The 15,652-nt window shown below is 69.1% G+C and carries 14 protein-coding genes and 2 pseudogenes; 8 read left to right on the top strand and 8 right to left on the bottom strand.

The features are described 5' to 3' along the window. Positions 1-416 (top strand): sigma-70 family RNA polymerase sigma factor (locus CK485_RS29585; protein WP_241968313.1); only part of this gene is annotated, 416 nt, incomplete at its 5' end. A 169-nt stretch (positions 417-585) separates the two neighbouring features. Here CK485_RS29585 and CK485_RS12440 read toward each other — a convergent pair. The 3 genes from CK485_RS12440 to CK485_RS12430 form a co-directional block, all read right to left on the bottom strand. Continuing rightward, positions 586-1,011 carry an ATP-binding protein gene (locus tag CK485_RS12440; protein ID WP_241968312.1) on the bottom strand — a complete coding sequence of 142 codons (426 nt, stop codon included), beginning with the start codon at positions 1,009-1,011 and terminating at the stop codon, positions 586-588. A gap of 217 nt (positions 1,012-1,228) precedes the next feature. Further along, a complete protein-coding gene (locus CK485_RS12435; protein WP_109449943.1) occupies positions 1,229-1,552 on the bottom strand; it encodes an STAS domain-containing protein in 324 nt (107 codons plus the stop codon). A gap of 414 nt (positions 1,553-1,966) precedes the next feature. After that, entirely contained in the window at positions 1,967-2,563 is a 597-nt protein-coding gene (locus CK485_RS12430) for a TetR/AcrR family transcriptional regulator (protein ID WP_109449941.1), read from the bottom strand. 91 nt (positions 2,564-2,654) lie between these two features. On the opposite strand from CK485_RS12430, the gene CK485_RS12425 reads away from it, so the two are divergent. From CK485_RS12425 to CK485_RS12410, 4 genes and pseudogenes are all read left to right on the top strand, one after another. Continuing rightward, the gene (locus CK485_RS12425; protein WP_109449940.1) at positions 2,655-4,055 is read left to right on the top strand and encodes an FAD-dependent monooxygenase; all 1,401 of its coding nucleotides are present in this window, start codon (positions 2,655-2,657) and stop codon (positions 4,053-4,055) included. Positions 4,056-4,362: 307 nt separating this feature from the next. Beyond that, positions 4,363-4,851: a hypothetical protein gene (locus tag CK485_RS12420; RefSeq protein ID WP_199239319.1), complete on the top strand. Its 489-nt coding sequence runs from the start codon at positions 4,363-4,365 to the stop codon at positions 4,849-4,851. 439 nt (positions 4,852-5,290) lie between these two features. Next, entirely contained in the window at positions 5,291-5,479 is a 189-nt protein-coding gene (locus CK485_RS12415; RefSeq protein WP_241968311.1) for a hypothetical protein, read from the top strand. Between the two features lie 320 nt (positions 5,480-5,799). After that, a pseudogene (locus CK485_RS12410) lies at positions 5,800-6,652 on the top strand (IS5 family transposase). A gap of 15 nt (positions 6,653-6,667) precedes the next feature. On the opposite strand, the pseudogene CK485_RS12405 reads toward CK485_RS12410, so the two are convergent. Continuing rightward, positions 6,668-8,415: pseudogene (locus CK485_RS12405) on the bottom strand (thiamine pyrophosphate-requiring protein). Between the two features lie 291 nt (positions 8,416-8,706). Here CK485_RS12405 and CK485_RS12400 point away from each other — a divergent pair. Next, positions 8,707-9,264, top strand: coding sequence for an HPP family protein (locus CK485_RS12400; protein WP_109452885.1), 558 nt, complete (start codon positions 8,707-8,709; stop codon positions 9,262-9,264). 122 nt (positions 9,265-9,386) lie between these two features. Next, a complete protein-coding gene (locus CK485_RS12395) occupies positions 9,387-9,710 on the top strand; it encodes a hypothetical protein (RefSeq protein WP_146214529.1) in 324 nt (107 codons plus the stop codon). 102 nt (positions 9,711-9,812) lie between these two features. On the opposite strand, the gene CK485_RS12390 is transcribed toward CK485_RS12395, so the two are convergent. Both CK485_RS12390 and CK485_RS12385 read right to left on the bottom strand, forming a co-directional pair. Beyond that, a complete protein-coding gene (locus CK485_RS12390) occupies positions 9,813-10,829 on the bottom strand; it encodes an SDR family oxidoreductase (protein WP_109449933.1) in 1,017 nt (338 codons plus the stop codon). 367 nt (positions 10,830-11,196) lie between these two features. Next, on the bottom strand, positions 11,197-11,388 hold the full coding sequence (locus tag CK485_RS12385; RefSeq protein WP_109449931.1) for a hypothetical protein: 192 nt from the start codon (positions 11,386-11,388) through the stop codon (positions 11,197-11,199). Positions 11,389-12,060: 672 nt separating this feature from the next. Between CK485_RS12385 and CK485_RS12380 the strand changes: the two genes are divergently transcribed. Then, on the top strand, positions 12,061-13,269 hold the full coding sequence (locus CK485_RS12380) for a phospholipase D-like domain-containing protein (RefSeq protein WP_109449929.1): 1,209 nt from the start codon (positions 12,061-12,063) through the stop codon (positions 13,267-13,269). A 231-nt stretch (positions 13,270-13,500) separates the two neighbouring features. Here CK485_RS12380 and CK485_RS12375 read toward each other — a convergent pair whose 3' ends face one another. Both CK485_RS12375 and CK485_RS12370 read right to left on the bottom strand, forming a co-directional pair. Beyond that, complete coding sequence (locus tag CK485_RS12375) at positions 13,501-14,379, bottom strand: geranyl diphosphate 2-C-methyltransferase (protein WP_109449927.1); 879 nt, start codon at positions 14,377-14,379, stop codon at positions 13,501-13,503. 12 nt (positions 14,380-14,391) lie between these two features. Then, positions 14,392-15,588: a family 2 encapsulin nanocompartment cargo protein terpene cyclase gene (locus CK485_RS12370; protein WP_241968310.1), complete on the bottom strand. Its 1,197-nt coding sequence runs from the start codon at positions 15,586-15,588 to the stop codon at positions 14,392-14,394. Positions 15,589-15,652: the final 64 nt, after the last annotated feature.

Genomic DNA, 15,652 nt, shown 5'->3' with positions numbered 1-15,652 from the left:
AGGCCACCGACGCCCTCGCCACCGAACTCGACCGCGCCCCCACCACCGCCGAACTCGCCGCCCACCTCGGCATCGAGGAGGAAGAGGTCATCGAGGCGAAGGTCGCCGCCAACGCCTACACCGCCTCCTCCCTCGACGCGGCGAGCAGTGACGAGGATGAGGACGAGGGCACTTCTTGGGTCCACCGGGTCGGCACCGAGGACCCGGCACTTGAGGGCGTCGAGAACCTCACCGCCCTCAAGCCGCTCATTGCGGCTCTGCCCGAACGCGACCGGACGATCCTGTCGATGCGCTTCGGCGCCGACATGACCCAGACCGCCATCGGCGCCGAACTCGGCATCTCTCAGATGCACGTCTCCCGCCTGCTCTCGCGCACTCTCAAGCGTCTGCGTGAACAACTCCTCATCGAGGCCTGAAGCGCGCCAGCCACCACTGATGCGCGCCTGTGCACGCTGTGGACGGTTGTAACCGCACTCGGGTCAGGCGAGGGGTGCCGTACGCCTGACGGGGGTCGCTACGGCACGCGGCTCCCGGCGGACGCCTGTGCGGACCTGCCGGCCGGGAGCTGAGCCCGAGGTGCGAGCGTCAGGTGAGGGGGAACGTCGCGCTGATGGTCTTGCCCATGGCGCCCGCGGCGACCTGGACGTGCGCCGCGACGGCCTGCACGATCGGCCACCCCAGCCCCCCGGCCCCGGTCAGTCCGTCCTGGCCCGCCGGGGTGTGCGGCGCCATGGTGTTGTGGTCCGCGACCTCCACGCGCAGCACATTGTTCGCGACGGCGGCGCGGAAGGCGCTCAGCCCCGCGCCGTGTCGCAGTGCGTTGGTCACCAACTCGGAGACGGCCAGCAGAATGTCGTAACACACCTCAGGACTCACGACTTGCCCGGTCTCCGTCCCGTAGCGCGCCAGGACTTCCTTCACCTGGCTGCGGGCTTCCCCCGCGGTCGTGGGCACGGGGCCGGGGGCAGCGACGCGCAGCTCAGTACCCCTCTGTTCTTCGGCAGTGCTCACCGAGTCTCCATCCCCCTTCCGGCAGATGTCTGTTTCCTCGGACGTCTGCCCTGTCATCGCCGCCGCACACGACTCTCCTCGCGCAACAGTGCATCTCACCACAAGATCGCTACAGGTCCGTCAAGGGGGGCGTGGCCGCCTGCCCTCTCACGCGCTGTCTTGCGGCGCCCGCGCTCCCCGACGAGGATCGGAGGGAGGGCGCGTCTCAAAGGCCCGGTCAGCGATCGATGACGCGCGTCGCGGGCAGCGGCCGCTGGGCCCACTCGGCAGCCGGGAACACACGGGCGGCCAGGTGGAGCAGGCGCTGGGACTGTGGGCGCAGGCCCAAGAGGGTAACTGTGCTGCCAGGCCGGCGATCAGACAGCAGGTGCAGGCCGGCGACATCCATGAAGGGGACGTCGTGGAGGTCCCAGACGACCGCGGTCACCGTCACAGGCAGCGCCCGCGTGGCGTCCAACAGGCTGGGCAGCGTCTCGTAGTCGATATCGCCGTGCGGGGTGATCGAGGCGTTCCCGCCGTCGATCCTCGTGGTCGTGTACATAGGGGTGGCCCCCTTCCTGGGGGTTGCGAGCCCCAAGACACTCGGCCTTGACGCACAGGGCCGGGCGGCTGAAGGCGGGCGGTGAACGCCCGTGTCCGGGACGCGTCCACCGGCCATGCGACGGTACCCGCAACGGGGCACCGGACAGGCTCTCTTGTCCCTCCACCGTCGCACGATCCACTTTCCGCGAGCAAGGAGCCCCGCCTCTCCCGGTGGCCCGGCGAGGGGACAGCCTCCGGCCGGGAATCCTTCACGTAGGCCGCCGTGGAGTGGCGTACAGCGGCCGAACGCTTCACCCGACCGTGGCGACACGGTGGAAAGCATCGCCGGTCCGAGGCACGCACCGAACACGGGTCCGCCCTGTCCCCTTGCGTCCCAGAGGCGGGCGAACCCGCAAGCACCGGGCCATCTCGCCTAGTAGTCGCGTCCGTTGAGGCCGCGGTAGACGAAGCGTGTGAGGATGTCCGTCACCTGTTCGTCGTCAAGGGCTTCGAACCGCCGGCGCCACGTCCCAAGGAAGGTGTGCACGAGCCCGAAGGCCATGCGCACGGAGACCTCCGGCGGAGCCGGCAGGACGCGTCCCGCGTCGGACACTGCCGTGACGTGGTCGAGGACGTCGTCCATCTCGGCGGCCGAGTACCGGTCCAGGACGGCGGCGAAGTCCTCACTGACGAGCGCGGCCTGTTCCATGGCCCGGATCGTGCCGATGTGTTCGCGGTAGAGGCGGATGTAGACCGCGACGTGCTGGCGGACGGCTTCGGGGTCGGTGAAGTCTCCCAAGTGCCCGGGTTCGGCAGCCACCAGGTCGGACTCGGCCGCCATGTCCGCCATCAGCGCTTCGAGCAGCGCCTCCTTGCCGCTGAAGTGGTTGTAGAAGGAGCCCGCGGCTCGTCCGGCCTCGGCGGTGATGTCGGTGACCTTGGTGCTCAGGTAGCCGCGATCCGCGAACACCCTCTTCGCCGCGGCCTTCAGCGCGGCCTCGGTCTCCGCCGCCTTCTCCTTGCGCTTCACGGCACCTCCTTGACGGGAACCGTACCAACGGTCATCATGAATCCAGATTCAGTGAATTTCTATTCACTAACCCTGAGCGAGTGGGGGACCCATGCATGTGCTGATCGCCGGGGCCGGTCCGACCGGGCTCACCCTGGGCATCGACCTGGCCCGGCGCGGACTCGACGTCCGCGTCATCGACAAAGCGGACCGTTACTTCGCCGGATCCCGGGGAGACACCCTCCAGCCGCGCACACTGGAGGTGTTCGAGGACCTGGGCCTGCTCGACGCAGTGCTCCGCCACGGATCCTCGGTACCGACGACACGCGTCCACCTCGACGGCGTCCACGTCACGGACCGGCGCATGGCCGAGCCCGTACCGCCGAGCCCCGACACGCCGTACCCGAACCCATGGGCTCTCGGCCAGTCGCAGACCGAGGCCATCATGCGGGACCGCCTGGCCGAGTTCGGGGTGCGCCCCGAACTCGGTACAGCCCTGACCGGCTTCACCCAGGACGCGGACGGGGTGACCGCCCACCTGTCGACCGGGGAGACCGTACGCGCCACCTACCTCGTGGGCGCCGACGGAGCGAGCAGTACGGTCCGCAAGACGCTCGGCGTCCCTTTCCGGGGTACGACCGACGAGACCATGCGGATGCTCGTCGCGGACGTGGCGGCCGACGGACTGGACCACGCGTGGGCCCACTGGTTCGCCCACGCGGTGGACCCGATGCGCGGCGTCCACCTCACCCCGCTGCCCGACACCGACCGGCTCTTCCAGTTCCACGCGGCGCTGCCCGACGGCGTGGCCGACACCTCCCTGGACACGCTCCAGCGCATCCTGGACGGCTTCGTCTCCGGTGTCCGGCTGAGCCGACTGGCCTGGTCGAGCATCTGGCGCCCCAACACGCGGCTGGCCGAACACTTCCGTGTGGGCCGCGTGTTCCTCGCGGGAGACGCCGCTCACGCCCACCCTCCCACCGGCGGCCAAGGGCTGAACACGGGAGTGCAGGATGCCTACAACCTCGGATGGAAGCTCGCCGACGGCTCACCCGGGCTCCTCGACAGCTACGAAACCGAGCGCCGCGCCACGGCCGCACGGGTCCTACGCGTCTCGTCCGAACTGCTGCAACGGCACAAGGAGGGAGCCGACAACGCCCATCAGCGCGACGAGAGCACCCGGCAGTTGGACGTCACGTACCGCTCAACGTCCGACAGCCGGATCACCACCGGCGACCGTGCCCCGGACGCGCCGGTCACCGACCCGGACGGCAAGGAGATCCGGCTCTTCGACCTCTTCAGGGGCCCGCACCCGACCCGCCTCACCTTTGGCGCCCCCGCCCCTGCCGAGCCGCACGCCTACGCCGTCCTGACACCGGGTGTGACCTCACCCGGCCCCTACGTCATCGACACCGCGGGCCATGCCCACACCGCGTACGACGCCTCGCCCGGCACCTCGGTCATCGTGCGCCCCGACGGATACCTCGGTTACGTGGGCGCAGCCAGCCGTTGACCCGCCCCCGGCCCCGCAGGTGGCCCGCTCACGGAATCGACCGTCCGTCAGGTTCGCGACGGTCCGCCAGGATCGCGTTGGAGGGGACCGCCCGCGACGACACGGCCCGATCCGCCATCGGTGCGAAAATCGGCCTCTCCCAGACGCACCTGTCCTGCCTACCGGGCCAGGCCCTGGGTAGGCTGCACAAACAACTCGTCACTGAACCGCCCGAATTGCCGCACCACGGCGATGAGCTGGAGCCCCGCGCACCAGGATCCTGCTGATGCCACATCACATGAAGAGTCCAGGACAGAACGGGGGGAATATGCCAAGCGATCGGCAACGGCTGCTGGACGTCTACCTCAACGACCACCTGGCCGGCGCCGGGCTCGGCACCAACCTGGCCCGTCGCATGGTCACAGCCGGTCGGCACTTCACTGACAGGGCGGCGATCGAGCGGCTGGCGGCCGAGATCGCAGACGACAGGGCGTCACTGGTAGAGATCATGAACAAGCTGGGCATCCCGGCCCGCCGCCGCGTGAACGCCCTCGGCTACCTGGCCGAGAAGGCCGGCCGTTTGAAGCCGAACGGCCGAGTGGTACACCGCTCGCCGCTCAGCTCCCTTCTGGAGCTGGAAATGCTCCGTGCCGGTGTCGAGGGCAAGGCATCGGGATGGCGCGCACTGCGCACCATCGCGGACAGCGACGATCGGCTCGACAAGCAGCAGCTCGACACCCTCATCGAGCGTGCCGAGCACCAAAGCACCGTGCTACAGCAACTGCACCACGCCCACACCACGCAGACCTTCGCATGACCGGTTCGCGCGGGTGCGGGCAGGCGGCCGCCTCTCAGCGCAGGTCGGTATCCCCCGGAACGACGTCAAGCGCGCGCCTCGGCCCGCACCTTCACTCGTCGCCTCGGTGCGCCGGCCGGCCCTTGAGCCAGGCGCCACCTCCCCGCTTCGTGTAGAAGGCCGCCGGGCCTACGTTCCCGCTTCCCCGGCCTCATCGGCAGCCCCTGCGCCGGAGCGGGGTCGACGCCCAGGACTTCCTCAGCCAGAAACCCGCTCTCAACGCCAGCGGTGCCCGCCCGCTCGCCCACGCCGGCCATGGGCGCCCCCGGATCGACTGCGGCCGGAGCCCGCGCTTGGGCGCTTGGCGGAAACCGAGCGGGCAGCCCTGCGGGAACACATAGTATTTGCCGAGTCACACAGTGGAGCGAGGGGAGGGTCGTTGACCAATAGGAGCAGAATGATGCGCGGGCGGATCGTCCTGTCCAACGACCGTGACTACGTAGGCATCATCGAGAGCGACGACGGGCTCGCCCGCCCCTTTTCGGGCATGGAGACGCAGACCATCCGTGAGGGCCAGCGGGTAAGTTTCGACACGGTCGGCGCCAAGGCGACCAACGTGGCGCCCGTCGCCCGCGTCCGGCCGCACTAGCGCTTCGTGGATGAGTCAGCCGTCAAGATCAGGACTCATCGAGCGGTTGTCCCACACCTGACGTGCCGCCACGACGGGCGCAGGGTGGCCAACCCGGCCCGGCGAAACAGCGAGCCATCACACCGTCCCGTGGCCCTCCCGAGACCGGCTTCGCCCGCTCCGAACACGCGGCGCGGCCGGTTCGGAAGCGGTGCTCACCGCATGGTGTAGGACAGCTCGGGATGGACGCGCCTGGTGTCAAGGCGCATGGTTTGGTTGAGACATTCCGGATTCGCGGGCCGCGGTTCCTCACCACTAGGCCGTTTCCTTCTGATCATCCGATCGTTGGTGGGTGTGTGTCGTTGGCTGACGCCCAGTGGGCACGAATCGAGCCGTTGTTGCCGGACCGGACTCCGCAGCGTGGTGGGCGGTGGCGTGATCACCGGCAGGTGATTGACGCGATCGCGTTCAAGTACCGCACCGGGACACCCTGGATGGACCTGCCTGAGCACTTCGGCTCATGGAAGGGCGTCCACAACCGGCTGCGGAAGTGGGCCGCCGACGGCACTTGGGGGAAGGTCTTCACCGCCCTACTGGCCCAGGCCGACGCGGAAGGCGAGCTGGACTGGGTCGTCGCGGTCGACTCCACCGTCGTCCGCGCTCACCATGACGCCGCCGGGGCCCGTCAAAAGGGGGCCCCGGTCGGCGAGCCGGAGCATCACGCCCTCGGACGGTCCCGCGGCGGGTTGACCACCAAGATTCACCTCGCAGCGGACAGTCGCTGCCGACCGCTCGCGTTCGTCATCACGCCTGGCCAGGCAGCCCGCGTTCACCGAGGTCATGTTGCGCCTGCGGGTGCCCCGGCCGACCGGCAGGCCCAGGACCACACCGGATGTGGTCCTGGCCGACGAGGCCTACTCATCCAGGAAGATCCGGGCCCATCTGCGGCAGCGCGGGATCCGCGCTGTCATCCCGCAACCAGCCGACCAGATCGCCCACCGCACGAAGCGCGGCCGGTCAGGCGGAAGACCGCCGGCCTTCGGCCGCGAGGCGTACAAGCAGCGCAACACGGTCGAACGCTGCATCAACAAGCCCAAGCAGTGGCGCGGTCTGGCCACCCGCTACGACAAGACCGCCACCATCTACCTGGCCGGACTCCACCTCGCCGCCATCTTCATCTGGTCAGCGAGGTGATCCGAAAGAAACGGCCTAGTCCTGGCCGCGGCCGGGCAGGTGTTCGGCGATCTCGGTGAGCTTCTGCCGTACGCCGTGGGCCGCGATGCCGACGCGCTCGGGGTCGTGCACCGCTGCCTTCGCGGCTTTCTTCCCCTGTTCGAGCATGATGTGCGGCGGGATGGGGGCGATCTCCTGGTCGCACTTGAACTCTAGGACGACCGGGCCGGTCGCTCGCCAGCGCCTCGCCCCACGCCGCGCCCACCTTCTTGGACGAGTCGCAGTGGATCCCCTTGAGCCCCAGCAGCTCGGCGTACTTGGCGTACGGCACGTCCGGGATGTACTGCGAGCCGGGGAACTTCGGGTCACAGGCCATGGCCCGCTGTTCCCAGGTGACCTGGTTGAGGTCCTGGTTGTTGAAGATGCAGAAGATGAAGGGGGGTGATCCCGCCAGCCGGTCCCAGTAGCGTTTGATGGTGATCATCTCGTTCATGCCGTTCATCTGGAACGCGCCGTCCCCGACGAAGGCGATCACCGGCCGGTCGGGGTAGGCGAACCTCGCCGCGATTGCGTAGGGGGTCCCGGGGCCCATGGTGGCGAGTGTTCCGGACAGCGACGCGCGCATGCCCTTGCGGAGCTTCAGGTGGCGGGCCCACCAGTTGGTGCCTGAGCCAGAGTCAGCGGTCGAAATGCATCCGTCCGGCAGGCGCGGAGACAACTCGTGGGCGATGGCCTGCGGGTTGACCTTGCCACCGAAGGACTGTGCGGCCCGCTTGTCGAGGACGTCGTTCCACTCCCGCACGTCCTTCTCGATGCCCTAGCGCCAGCCTCGGTCCTCCTTGCGGCGCAGCAGCGGGATGAGTGCCTTGAGCGTCTCGCGGGCGTCGCCGACCAGGTGGGCGTCCATGGGGTAGCGGATGCCGATCATCCGCCCGTCGATGTCGATCTCCACGCCATGTGCCTGCCCCTCGTCCGGCAGCCATTCGGCGTAGGGAAAACTGGTGCCGACCATCAGCAGGGTGTCGCAGCCGCGGATCATGTTGTCGCTCGCCTTGGTCTCCAGCAGGCCGATCGGGCCGGTGACGAACGGCAGGTCGTCGGGCAGTACCTCACGGCCCAGCAGTGCCTTGGCCACGCCCGCGCCCAGCAGTTCGGCCGTCTCCACGACCTCGGCGTCCGCTTCCGCGGCGCCCTGCCCGACGATCATGGCCACCTTCGTCCCGGCATTCAGGACGTCCGCGGCTTTCCGCAGTTCGCCCTCGTCAGGAAGCATCCGTGGGCGGCTCCAGCCAACGCTGGAGAACACCGAACCGTGCGCCTTCGGTGGCGAGGGCTGAGCGTCCGACTCCTGGATGTCCTCGGGAATGATGATCGTCGCGACCGAGCGGGTGGTCAGCACCGTCTTGAAAGCCCGGTCGATCACGTGTCGCGCCTGACCGGGGTGGGTGACCATCTGGCAGTACTCGGAGACGTCCGCGAACAACTGCTCGAGCGCGATTTCCTGCTGGTAGTGGGAGCCGAGGCACAGCCGCTTCTGCTGCCCCGACGATCGCCACGACCGGCTGGTGGTCCAGCTTGGCGTCGTACAGGCCGTTGAGCAGATGCACCGCTCCCGGCCCCGACGTCGCGGCGCAGCAGCCGACGTCCCCCGTGAACTTGGCATGCGCGCAGGCCATGAACGCGGCCATCTCCTCATGCCGCGTCTGGATGAACTCAGGATCCCCATCGGCGCGGTCGAACACCCCCAGCATCCCGTTGATGCCGTCCCCCGGATAGCCGAAGATCCGGTGGACTCCCTATTCGCGCACACGTTCCAGAACGAAGTCGGCAACCAGAGCCATGAGTTCTCCGTGACTTGTCAGGCGGCAACCCTCCGCGGCCATGCCCAGGTGTCCGCGAACGCCCGGGCCCAAACTCCGCCGATCCTCGCCTGGCCGGTACTGTTCCTTCTCCCGAACGAACCGGACTGGTCCGGCTGGCGGCGCCCTCACGGGAACCGCCACCTCCTGCCAACGTGAGGAAGAGGGCGTTTACCCCTCCCCAGGTGCGGTACCCATCGGCTCATGGTGAGGCGGATGACGGCGACTGCGGGCGAGGACGGGACGGGGCGCGCCGGCCCGTTCGGGCGGCTGGCTGTGTCTGTGCGGCTGTTCGTCCTGTCCGCGGTCCTCCTCGCGGGCGTCGGAGCACTCGGCCACGGCCTGGGCTGGGTGGTGCTGACCACAACGGTGGGCCCGACCGCCTACGTGCTTCTCGCTCACCCCGACACAGCCGGTTCCCGAGTACGCAACGCTGTCGTCGGCCACGCGAGCGCCGTGGCCTGCGGGCTCGCCCTGCTGGCGGTGTTCGGTCTATGGAATCACGCGTCAGTCGCCCAGACCAACCACGACACCCCGGCGCAGATCGCCGCGGAGGCCCTGGCGGCCGCCGCCACCCTCTTCTGTCTGACTCTCCTGGACGCCCACCACCCTCCGGCAGCCGCGACGGCGCTGCTGATCGCCTCCGGCATCGCCAGGCCCGGTCCACCCCTGTACGGCATGCTCGTCGGGCTGGCGGTCACCGTGGTCGCTGCCAGTGCCCTCACCCGCCTGCCCGGCCTCAGAAACCAGACCGCGCGCGAGCACAGTCCGTGATCCCCTACGCGCGTCCGTGCCACGGCATCCTGGATGGGAGACCGCCGCTGATGTCCACACTCTCCCGAGTCGACTGCACCCGCCTCGCCTGGGGTGCTCTCCTCACACTTCGACCGGACACAGTGATCCGGAGCTGTCCGGGGGTCCCGCACACCGACAACGAACGAGCCCAGGCCGTGCTGCGGGTCCTGGGTCTACGTCATCTGGCGCAGGGTGTCGCGCTGAGCGTCACCGGCCGTCCAGCGGCCGTCGGTGTCGGCGTGGCGGCCGACGTGCTCCACGCCGTCTCCGCCCTGGGCCTCGCACGCTACAGCAAGCGGTGGCGCACGGGAGCTGTCGCCGATTTCGTCTTGGCCAGCGCGTTCGCCGCGGCCGGAGCACTCGCGCTCACCAGGCAGACACGCCGGGCGGTCCTCAGCGCCGCCGTCCGCAACCCGACTGGGTGACCACGACCGAGCTTTCGGAGCACGTCGCTCCTTTGGTGCCGTGGGCTTCGCCCAAGGTCCAGGCGCCCGCCTGGACGGGCGCCTGGAAGAGACGCGAGAGCCTCACCGGTTCCGGCTCCGCAGGGCCATGACGAGTGCGGCCGACGCGACGGACGCTGCGGCCGCCACCGTGCCCCAGGTGATCAACGGACGCTGTGAGGCCCACAGTTGCGGGGCGCGGTCGTGAGACCGGTCGTCGAATGCGCCGTGGGCACCGAAGTCGTGGCCGTCGTCCCCGTCCAAGGGCTCCCACAGATTGCCCGGTCGGCCCGCTGGGACCTCCTGGTCCGTCTGCTGCGAGTCGTATCCGGTGCGGCCCAGGTACCGGTCGAGCAGGGCGGGTGCCACCTTGTTGGCGAGAATCGTGGCAACCGTGGAGCCACCGACGTAATACTGCTTGCGCTGCGGGTGGTCGGCGGCGTACACCACCGCGCGGGCGGCGACCTCAGGCTGGTAGATCGGCGGCACGGGCTGCGGGTGGCGGGGAAGGCGCGAGAGGACCCAGGAGAACTGCGGGGTGTTGACCGCGGGCATCTGGACCACGGTCACATGGACGTTGCTGCCGTTGTGAAGCAGCTCGGTGCGGAGGGAGGACGTGAAACCGTTGACCGCGTGCTTGGCTCCGCAGTACGCGGACTGCAGCGGGATCGACCGCTCGGCCAGCGCTGAGCCGACCTGGACGATGGTCCCCGCGTCGCGGGTCAGCATGCGGGACAGGGCGACCTGGGTGCCGTGGACGTACCCGAGATAGGTCACCTCGGTGACGCGTTTGAACTCCTCCGGGGCGATGTCGGCGAACGGCGCGAACACCGAGGTGAACGCCACGTTGATCCATACGTCGATCGGCCCGAACGCGTTCTCGACCGCGTCCGCCGCGGCTTCCACCTGCGCGTGGTCGGCGACATCGGTTGGAGCGACGATCGCTTTGCCGCCCAGCTCCTCCACCTCGCGAGCCGCCGCCTCCAGGCCGGCACGGCCGCGGGCGAGCAGCCCGATGCTCGCACCACGCCGGGCGAACGCCCGGACGACGGCTCGGCCGATGCCGCCGCTGGCTCCTGTGACGACCACGGTCTGGCCCATGGACAACCCCTTCCGAGGAAAAAGATCGCATCTTCAACTGGACGGCCATGTCTGTGCGAGGCGGGCGGCGCATTCGAGCAGCAGGGCGTAGACCAAGGCTGGCCGACCAGCATTCGCGCACCTGGCGGGCTCAGCCACGGACCACCAGCTCCCGGCACCGCGGCCGTCGGCATGGCATCACCACCGCGCATACCCATGGCCGCCGCAAGAAACTGACAGCTGGCCGCACCACGTGACGAGACTCCCCGGTGATGCGCCGCGGGCCCGGGAATCAAGGTTGCTCTCCAGTGCCCCGGCCAATCGGGTAGACAGGCCGTCACCAGCCTTACGAGCGAACGCCGGTGGGCTCAATAGAGGAGCGTGAGGCTCACCAGCACGGCGACGCGGCAAGGCCACGCGGGTCGACCTCCCACCCCGAGGCCCTGAGCCAGCCGCTCAGGACGTGGTGAGGGTCGTGCGGTGTGAGGTCGGTACCGCCGAGGTCGGCGAAGAACTGGCCGTCGGGGAAGCGGTCCGCGAGGCGGTGGGCCACCTGCAGGGCGAGGGAGGTCTTGCCCATTGCGCCGCCCCCGGTGACGACCGCGGTCCGAGCCTGACCGACCGGGCCCTTTGCCGAGGTGAGTGCTTCTTCCAGTGCGTGCAGTTGCTGCGCGCCCGGCGAAGTCGAGCAGAGCGGACGGGGGTTGGGCAACAGCCTCCCGGCGGGTGGAGGCTGTCCGACGCCGTGGGGCGCCGCTGCGCCGGGCTGCGGCTGCACGCGATCGCCGTCGGCGCACAGCACACCGCGCCCGGGGGTAATACTCCGGCGGCCGGACATGGCTGAGCTGTCGCTGGGCGCCTGCCGTGACCCCATTCAGAGGTCAGCGACCTCACCGGCCACCTCACCAGCGAGCAGCCCGAGGTGGTGGGCCTTGGTGGAAGGTGAGGCGCCGCCCGGCGGGCACGGTCGGCGTGCCTTTTCCTGTCGCGCCTGCGTGGGCTGACCGATCGCCGCCGCCGCTTTCTCATCGTCCGGCGCGCTCTTCGCTACCGGGGTCGCCGCGACCGGGTTCGGCCCCGACGACCCCGGTAGCACGGTAGGTCCGCCGCGCGCCGGCGAAGCCCCTGCGGCTGGTCCGGGTGCCTCGTGCTCGCTCCGGACCGCTGGAGTAGGCCTGTGCAGGCCGGGCATCCGTTTGTACGGGCTCGTACGAGCCCACCTTTCTGTCGTCTGACCCAGTGGGGACTCGACGTGATACTCGACGCTGCAACGCCACCTGCTGCTCGCGTAACCACACGTGACACGGCGGCGCGCAAGCAGCGACTGCGTCGCCGCCTGGAGCGGCTGATCGGCGTGGCCGCCACCGAAGGCAACGACTTGGTGCCCTTGCGGAACGGCGACGAGATCTTCCCTGCGATGCTCGGTGCGATCCGGTCGGCCCGGCACACCATCGACTTGATGACATTCGTGTACTGGCGGGGTCAGATCGCCCGTGACTTCGCCCTGGCTCTGGCCGAGCGCGCCCGCGCCGGGGTGCGAGTGCGGCTACTGCTCGACGGATTCGGCGCGAAACGGATCGAGCGGGAGCTACTGGACGTGATGAGCGCTGCGGGTGTGCAGGTGGCCTGGTTCCGCAAGCCCGTATGGCTGTCGCCGTTCAAGCAGAACCACCGTTGTCACCGCAAGGCTCTCATCGTCGATGAGCACACGGCCTTCACCGGGGGCGTCGGCATCGCCGAGGAATGGTGCGGTGACGCTCGCAACCCGGCCGAGTGGCGGGACACGCACGTCCAGGTCCGCGGTCCGGCCGTGGACGGCATCGCAGCCGCTTTCGCACAGAACTGGGCGGAGTGCCACGAAGAACTCTTCGACGACCGTGACCGCTTCACACAACACTCGCAGACAGGCTCGTCGGTGGTGCAGGTCGTCCGTGGTTCCGCGAGCATCGGCTGGCAGGACATGCAGACCCTCATCCGCGTCATGCTCACCTCCGCCGAAGAGCGCTTTCGGCTCGCCACCGCGTACTTCGCCCCCGACACCTACTTCATCAACTTGCTCTGCGAGACGGCGCGTCGCGGCGTGCGAGTGGAGATTTTGCTGCCCGGTCCCCACACTGACCAGCGTGCCTGCCAACTCGCCGGTCAACACCACTACACGACCCTCCTGCAAGCCGGAGTGCGCATCCACCATTACCAGCCGACCATGATGCACGCCAAGATCATCACCGTGGACTCCGTCGCCTCCCTCATCGGATCCACCAACTTCAACCGCCGCTCCATGGACCACGACGAAGAGGTCATGCTCGCGGTCCTGGACGAGAGGTTCACCGCCGCTCTCGACCGCGACTACGAGGCCGACCTGCTGCGCAGCACCGAGATCGACCTCATGCGATGGAGACGTAGGGCGGTGCTTCATCGCGCCAAGGAGACCGCCGTCATGCCGCTGCGGCACTTCCTGTGAACGGACCGAAGGCGCGACGCGTTGGGCGGGTCCGTTACGTGAGTCCGGATGCCCGCCCGTCTGTACGCGTCGCGCCGAGGGCGTGGGCCGGTTCGGGCGAAGGCCCTGTTCAGCCTGCCGCCACCTTGCGCACCGGCAGCGTCATCGCGGCGCCGCGGCCTCCTCCCCCGGGCGTTGCCGACGCGGAGGAGGAGTCCCGCGGGTCAGGCGGCCGCCGCCTGCAGGCGGGGGTCAGATGCGGTCGGCTGCGATGAGGAGGTACTGGAAGGAGCCGTCCTGGTAGGAGTTGAGGAAGGCGTCTTCGATGCCTGTCACGAGTGAGGAGGTGGCGCGTAGCCGCCAGTAGGGCAGGGTCGCGGAGGTCAGGTCGATGACGGTCTGGGGAACGAGCCTGTTGTCCGCCATGGCGCGCAGGTATTCGCGGCGGGAGTGGATGTTGCACTCGAAGTGAGCGTTGATCTGTGAGACCCACTTCGACGGTTGACCGTAGCGCGGGTTCCAGCAGCCGGTGATGGTCACGTAACGGCCGCCGACGGCCAGGACGCGCGAGTGCTCGGCGAACAGGTCGTGCAGATCGACGTACATGCTCGACTCGTTGTTCCACGAGGCCGCGATCTGACCGGTGTCGAAGGGCATGTGGAGCATGTTGCACACGCGGGCGTGGACATGGTCGGCGATGCCGAGCTCGTCAGCGCGTGCGTTGGCGAACTCGGCCTGCTTGCTCGACAAGGTGAGGCCTTCGACGCTGCATCCGAAGCGCTGGTGGGCCATGACCATCGACCCGCCGCGCCCGCAGCCGGCGTCCACGAGGGTGTCGCCGCGGCCGATGGGCCCGAGGTGGTCGAGGAGGAAGGCGGCCTGCGCCGACTCCAGTCGGTGGAGCTCCGCGACCAGCCGCTCTTCGTGTTGCGCGTCGTCGCTGTCACCGATGGCCGTGTGGTCGACGTCGCCGATGCCGTAGTGGTGGTGATACAGACCGTCGACATCTCCGAGGCGCAGGTTCACCGGCCGGGCTTCGCTGTCCCAGTATCGTGCGATGTCCCCCTGGTACGGCGTCTGCGGCCGCGGGATGGTAAGGGCTGACGTGGAGGTGGACCCGGTGCTGCTCATAGGCTTCTCCGTTCACCAGAAGTCGGGCAGGCTGTAGCGGTAGGTGTTGGTCTGGTGCCAGTAGTGGTTGCCGTCGACCCACATGGCGACGCCGCGAAGGAAGCGCAGCAGGTTCGGCAGCGCATGGGCGGCCGTCAGCGACGCGACTTCGGCCTCGAAGGCGTGCATCAGGTCGTTGTGGATGTCGATGGCCTTCAGGTACGCCTCGCGCTCGGGCATGCCCTCACGCTCGGCGATGACCACCGGGAGATTCAAGTGCTTGCCAGGGCTGGCGAGCTCCTTGGTGTAGGAGTACAGGTCGTTGACGAGGGTGGTGGCGTTCCCCGCGAGCGCGATGATCCGCTGGACGGCTGGCTGGGCGTGCAGGTCCGCGGGCAGCTCGTAGCCGCCGATGGTGTCGGTGATGGTGGGACAGGGGCGGAAGTTGTTGAACTGGCGCATCGCGAGGTATTCCCACACCTCGGGGACGTACTCCGTCTGCGCCCACGCGGCCTCGGCGAGGTACCCCATGTGCAGGCGGGCCATGTCGTGTCGGTAGCGGTCGGCTTGGGAGGGGCTGGCCTGGTCGAGGAAGTACGTCATGGCGGACCGGTAGGCCCTGCGGGGGGCGTCGGACCGCAGCGACTGCGCCCAGGCCGGCTGGTATTCCGCCGCGGTGTGCACCGGGTCGAGTGCGGTGTGGGCGAGCAGGAGGCGCCCGCCCAGGCCGACGGGTGAACCTCCGTGATCCTCGCAGTAGCAGTCGTCGACGGCGTTCTCCGCGACCATCAGGCGTGCGGCGACCATCAGGTGGTCGATGGTGGGGGCGTCCGGGTGACAGGCGACCATGTAGCGGCCGACGAAGAAGCCGTCGAACTGCTCTTCCCATTCGGCGGGGTACAGGTCGATCTCGTCGATCGCCCAGGCCTTGATTCGGCGGTCGACCTCCGCCACTCGCAGGGGATCGGGCTCCGGCACCGGGTGGTAGTACAGGCCGGGGATCGGATTGCCGACCGGGTTCGCAGCCGTCATGGTCGGCTGCGGGCGTGCACCCGTCGTGCCCAGGCCTCGGGGGCCGCGCAGGAGCCGTTGCGCCGCGGGGCCGGCCACCTGCACACCCTCGACGATGCTGCTCGGCCGGACCGGACGAGGTGACGGCGGCGGCGCAGGGGTGTGGGGCACGCCTCCGGTTACGGCCACGGGCTCAATGGTCGGGACGGGTGCGGGCACGAGTTGGGGGCACGAGCCGGGAATCGCGGTGCCGTCCGGACCCGTGGGCTTCCCGGGCCGCCAC

The sequence above is a fragment of the Streptomyces sp. ICBB 8177 genome, from assembly GCF_003144095.1.
Classification (GTDB): Bacteria; Actinomycetota; Actinomycetes; order Streptomycetales; family Streptomycetaceae; genus Streptantibioticus_D.
Note: the sequence above shows the minus strand (reverse complement) of the source record. Positions and strands in the feature narration are given on the sequence as shown.

Bases quoted from the DNA above. Each gene is read 5' to 3' on its own strand.
- CK485_RS12390 (WP_109449933.1), bottom strand. From the start codon at position 10,829: ATGGGCCAGACCGTGGTCGTCACAGGAGCCAGCGGCGGCATCGGCCGA.
- CK485_RS12435 (WP_109449943.1), bottom strand. From the start codon at position 1,552: ATGTACACGACCACGAGGATCGACGGCGGGAACGCCTCGATCACCCCG.
- CK485_RS12400 (WP_109452885.1), top strand. From the start codon at position 8,707: ATGACGGCGACTGCGGGCGAGGACGGGACGGGGCGCGCCGGCCCGTTC.
- CK485_RS12385 (WP_109449931.1), bottom strand. From the start codon at position 11,388: ATGGGCAAGACCTCCCTCGCCCTGCAGGTGGCCCACCGCCTCGCGGAC.
- CK485_RS12415 (WP_241968311.1), top strand. From the start codon at position 5,291: ATGCGCGGGCGGATCGTCCTGTCCAACGACCGTGACTACGTAGGCATC.
- CK485_RS12420 (WP_199239319.1), top strand. From the start codon at position 4,363: ATGCCAAGCGATCGGCAACGGCTGCTGGACGTCTACCTCAACGACCAC.
- CK485_RS12375 (WP_109449927.1), bottom strand. From the start codon at position 14,379: ATGAGCAGCACCGGGTCCACCTCCACGTCAGCCCTTACCATCCCGCGG.
- CK485_RS12425 (WP_109449940.1), top strand. From the start codon at position 2,655: ATGCATGTGCTGATCGCCGGGGCCGGTCCGACCGGGCTCACCCTGGGC.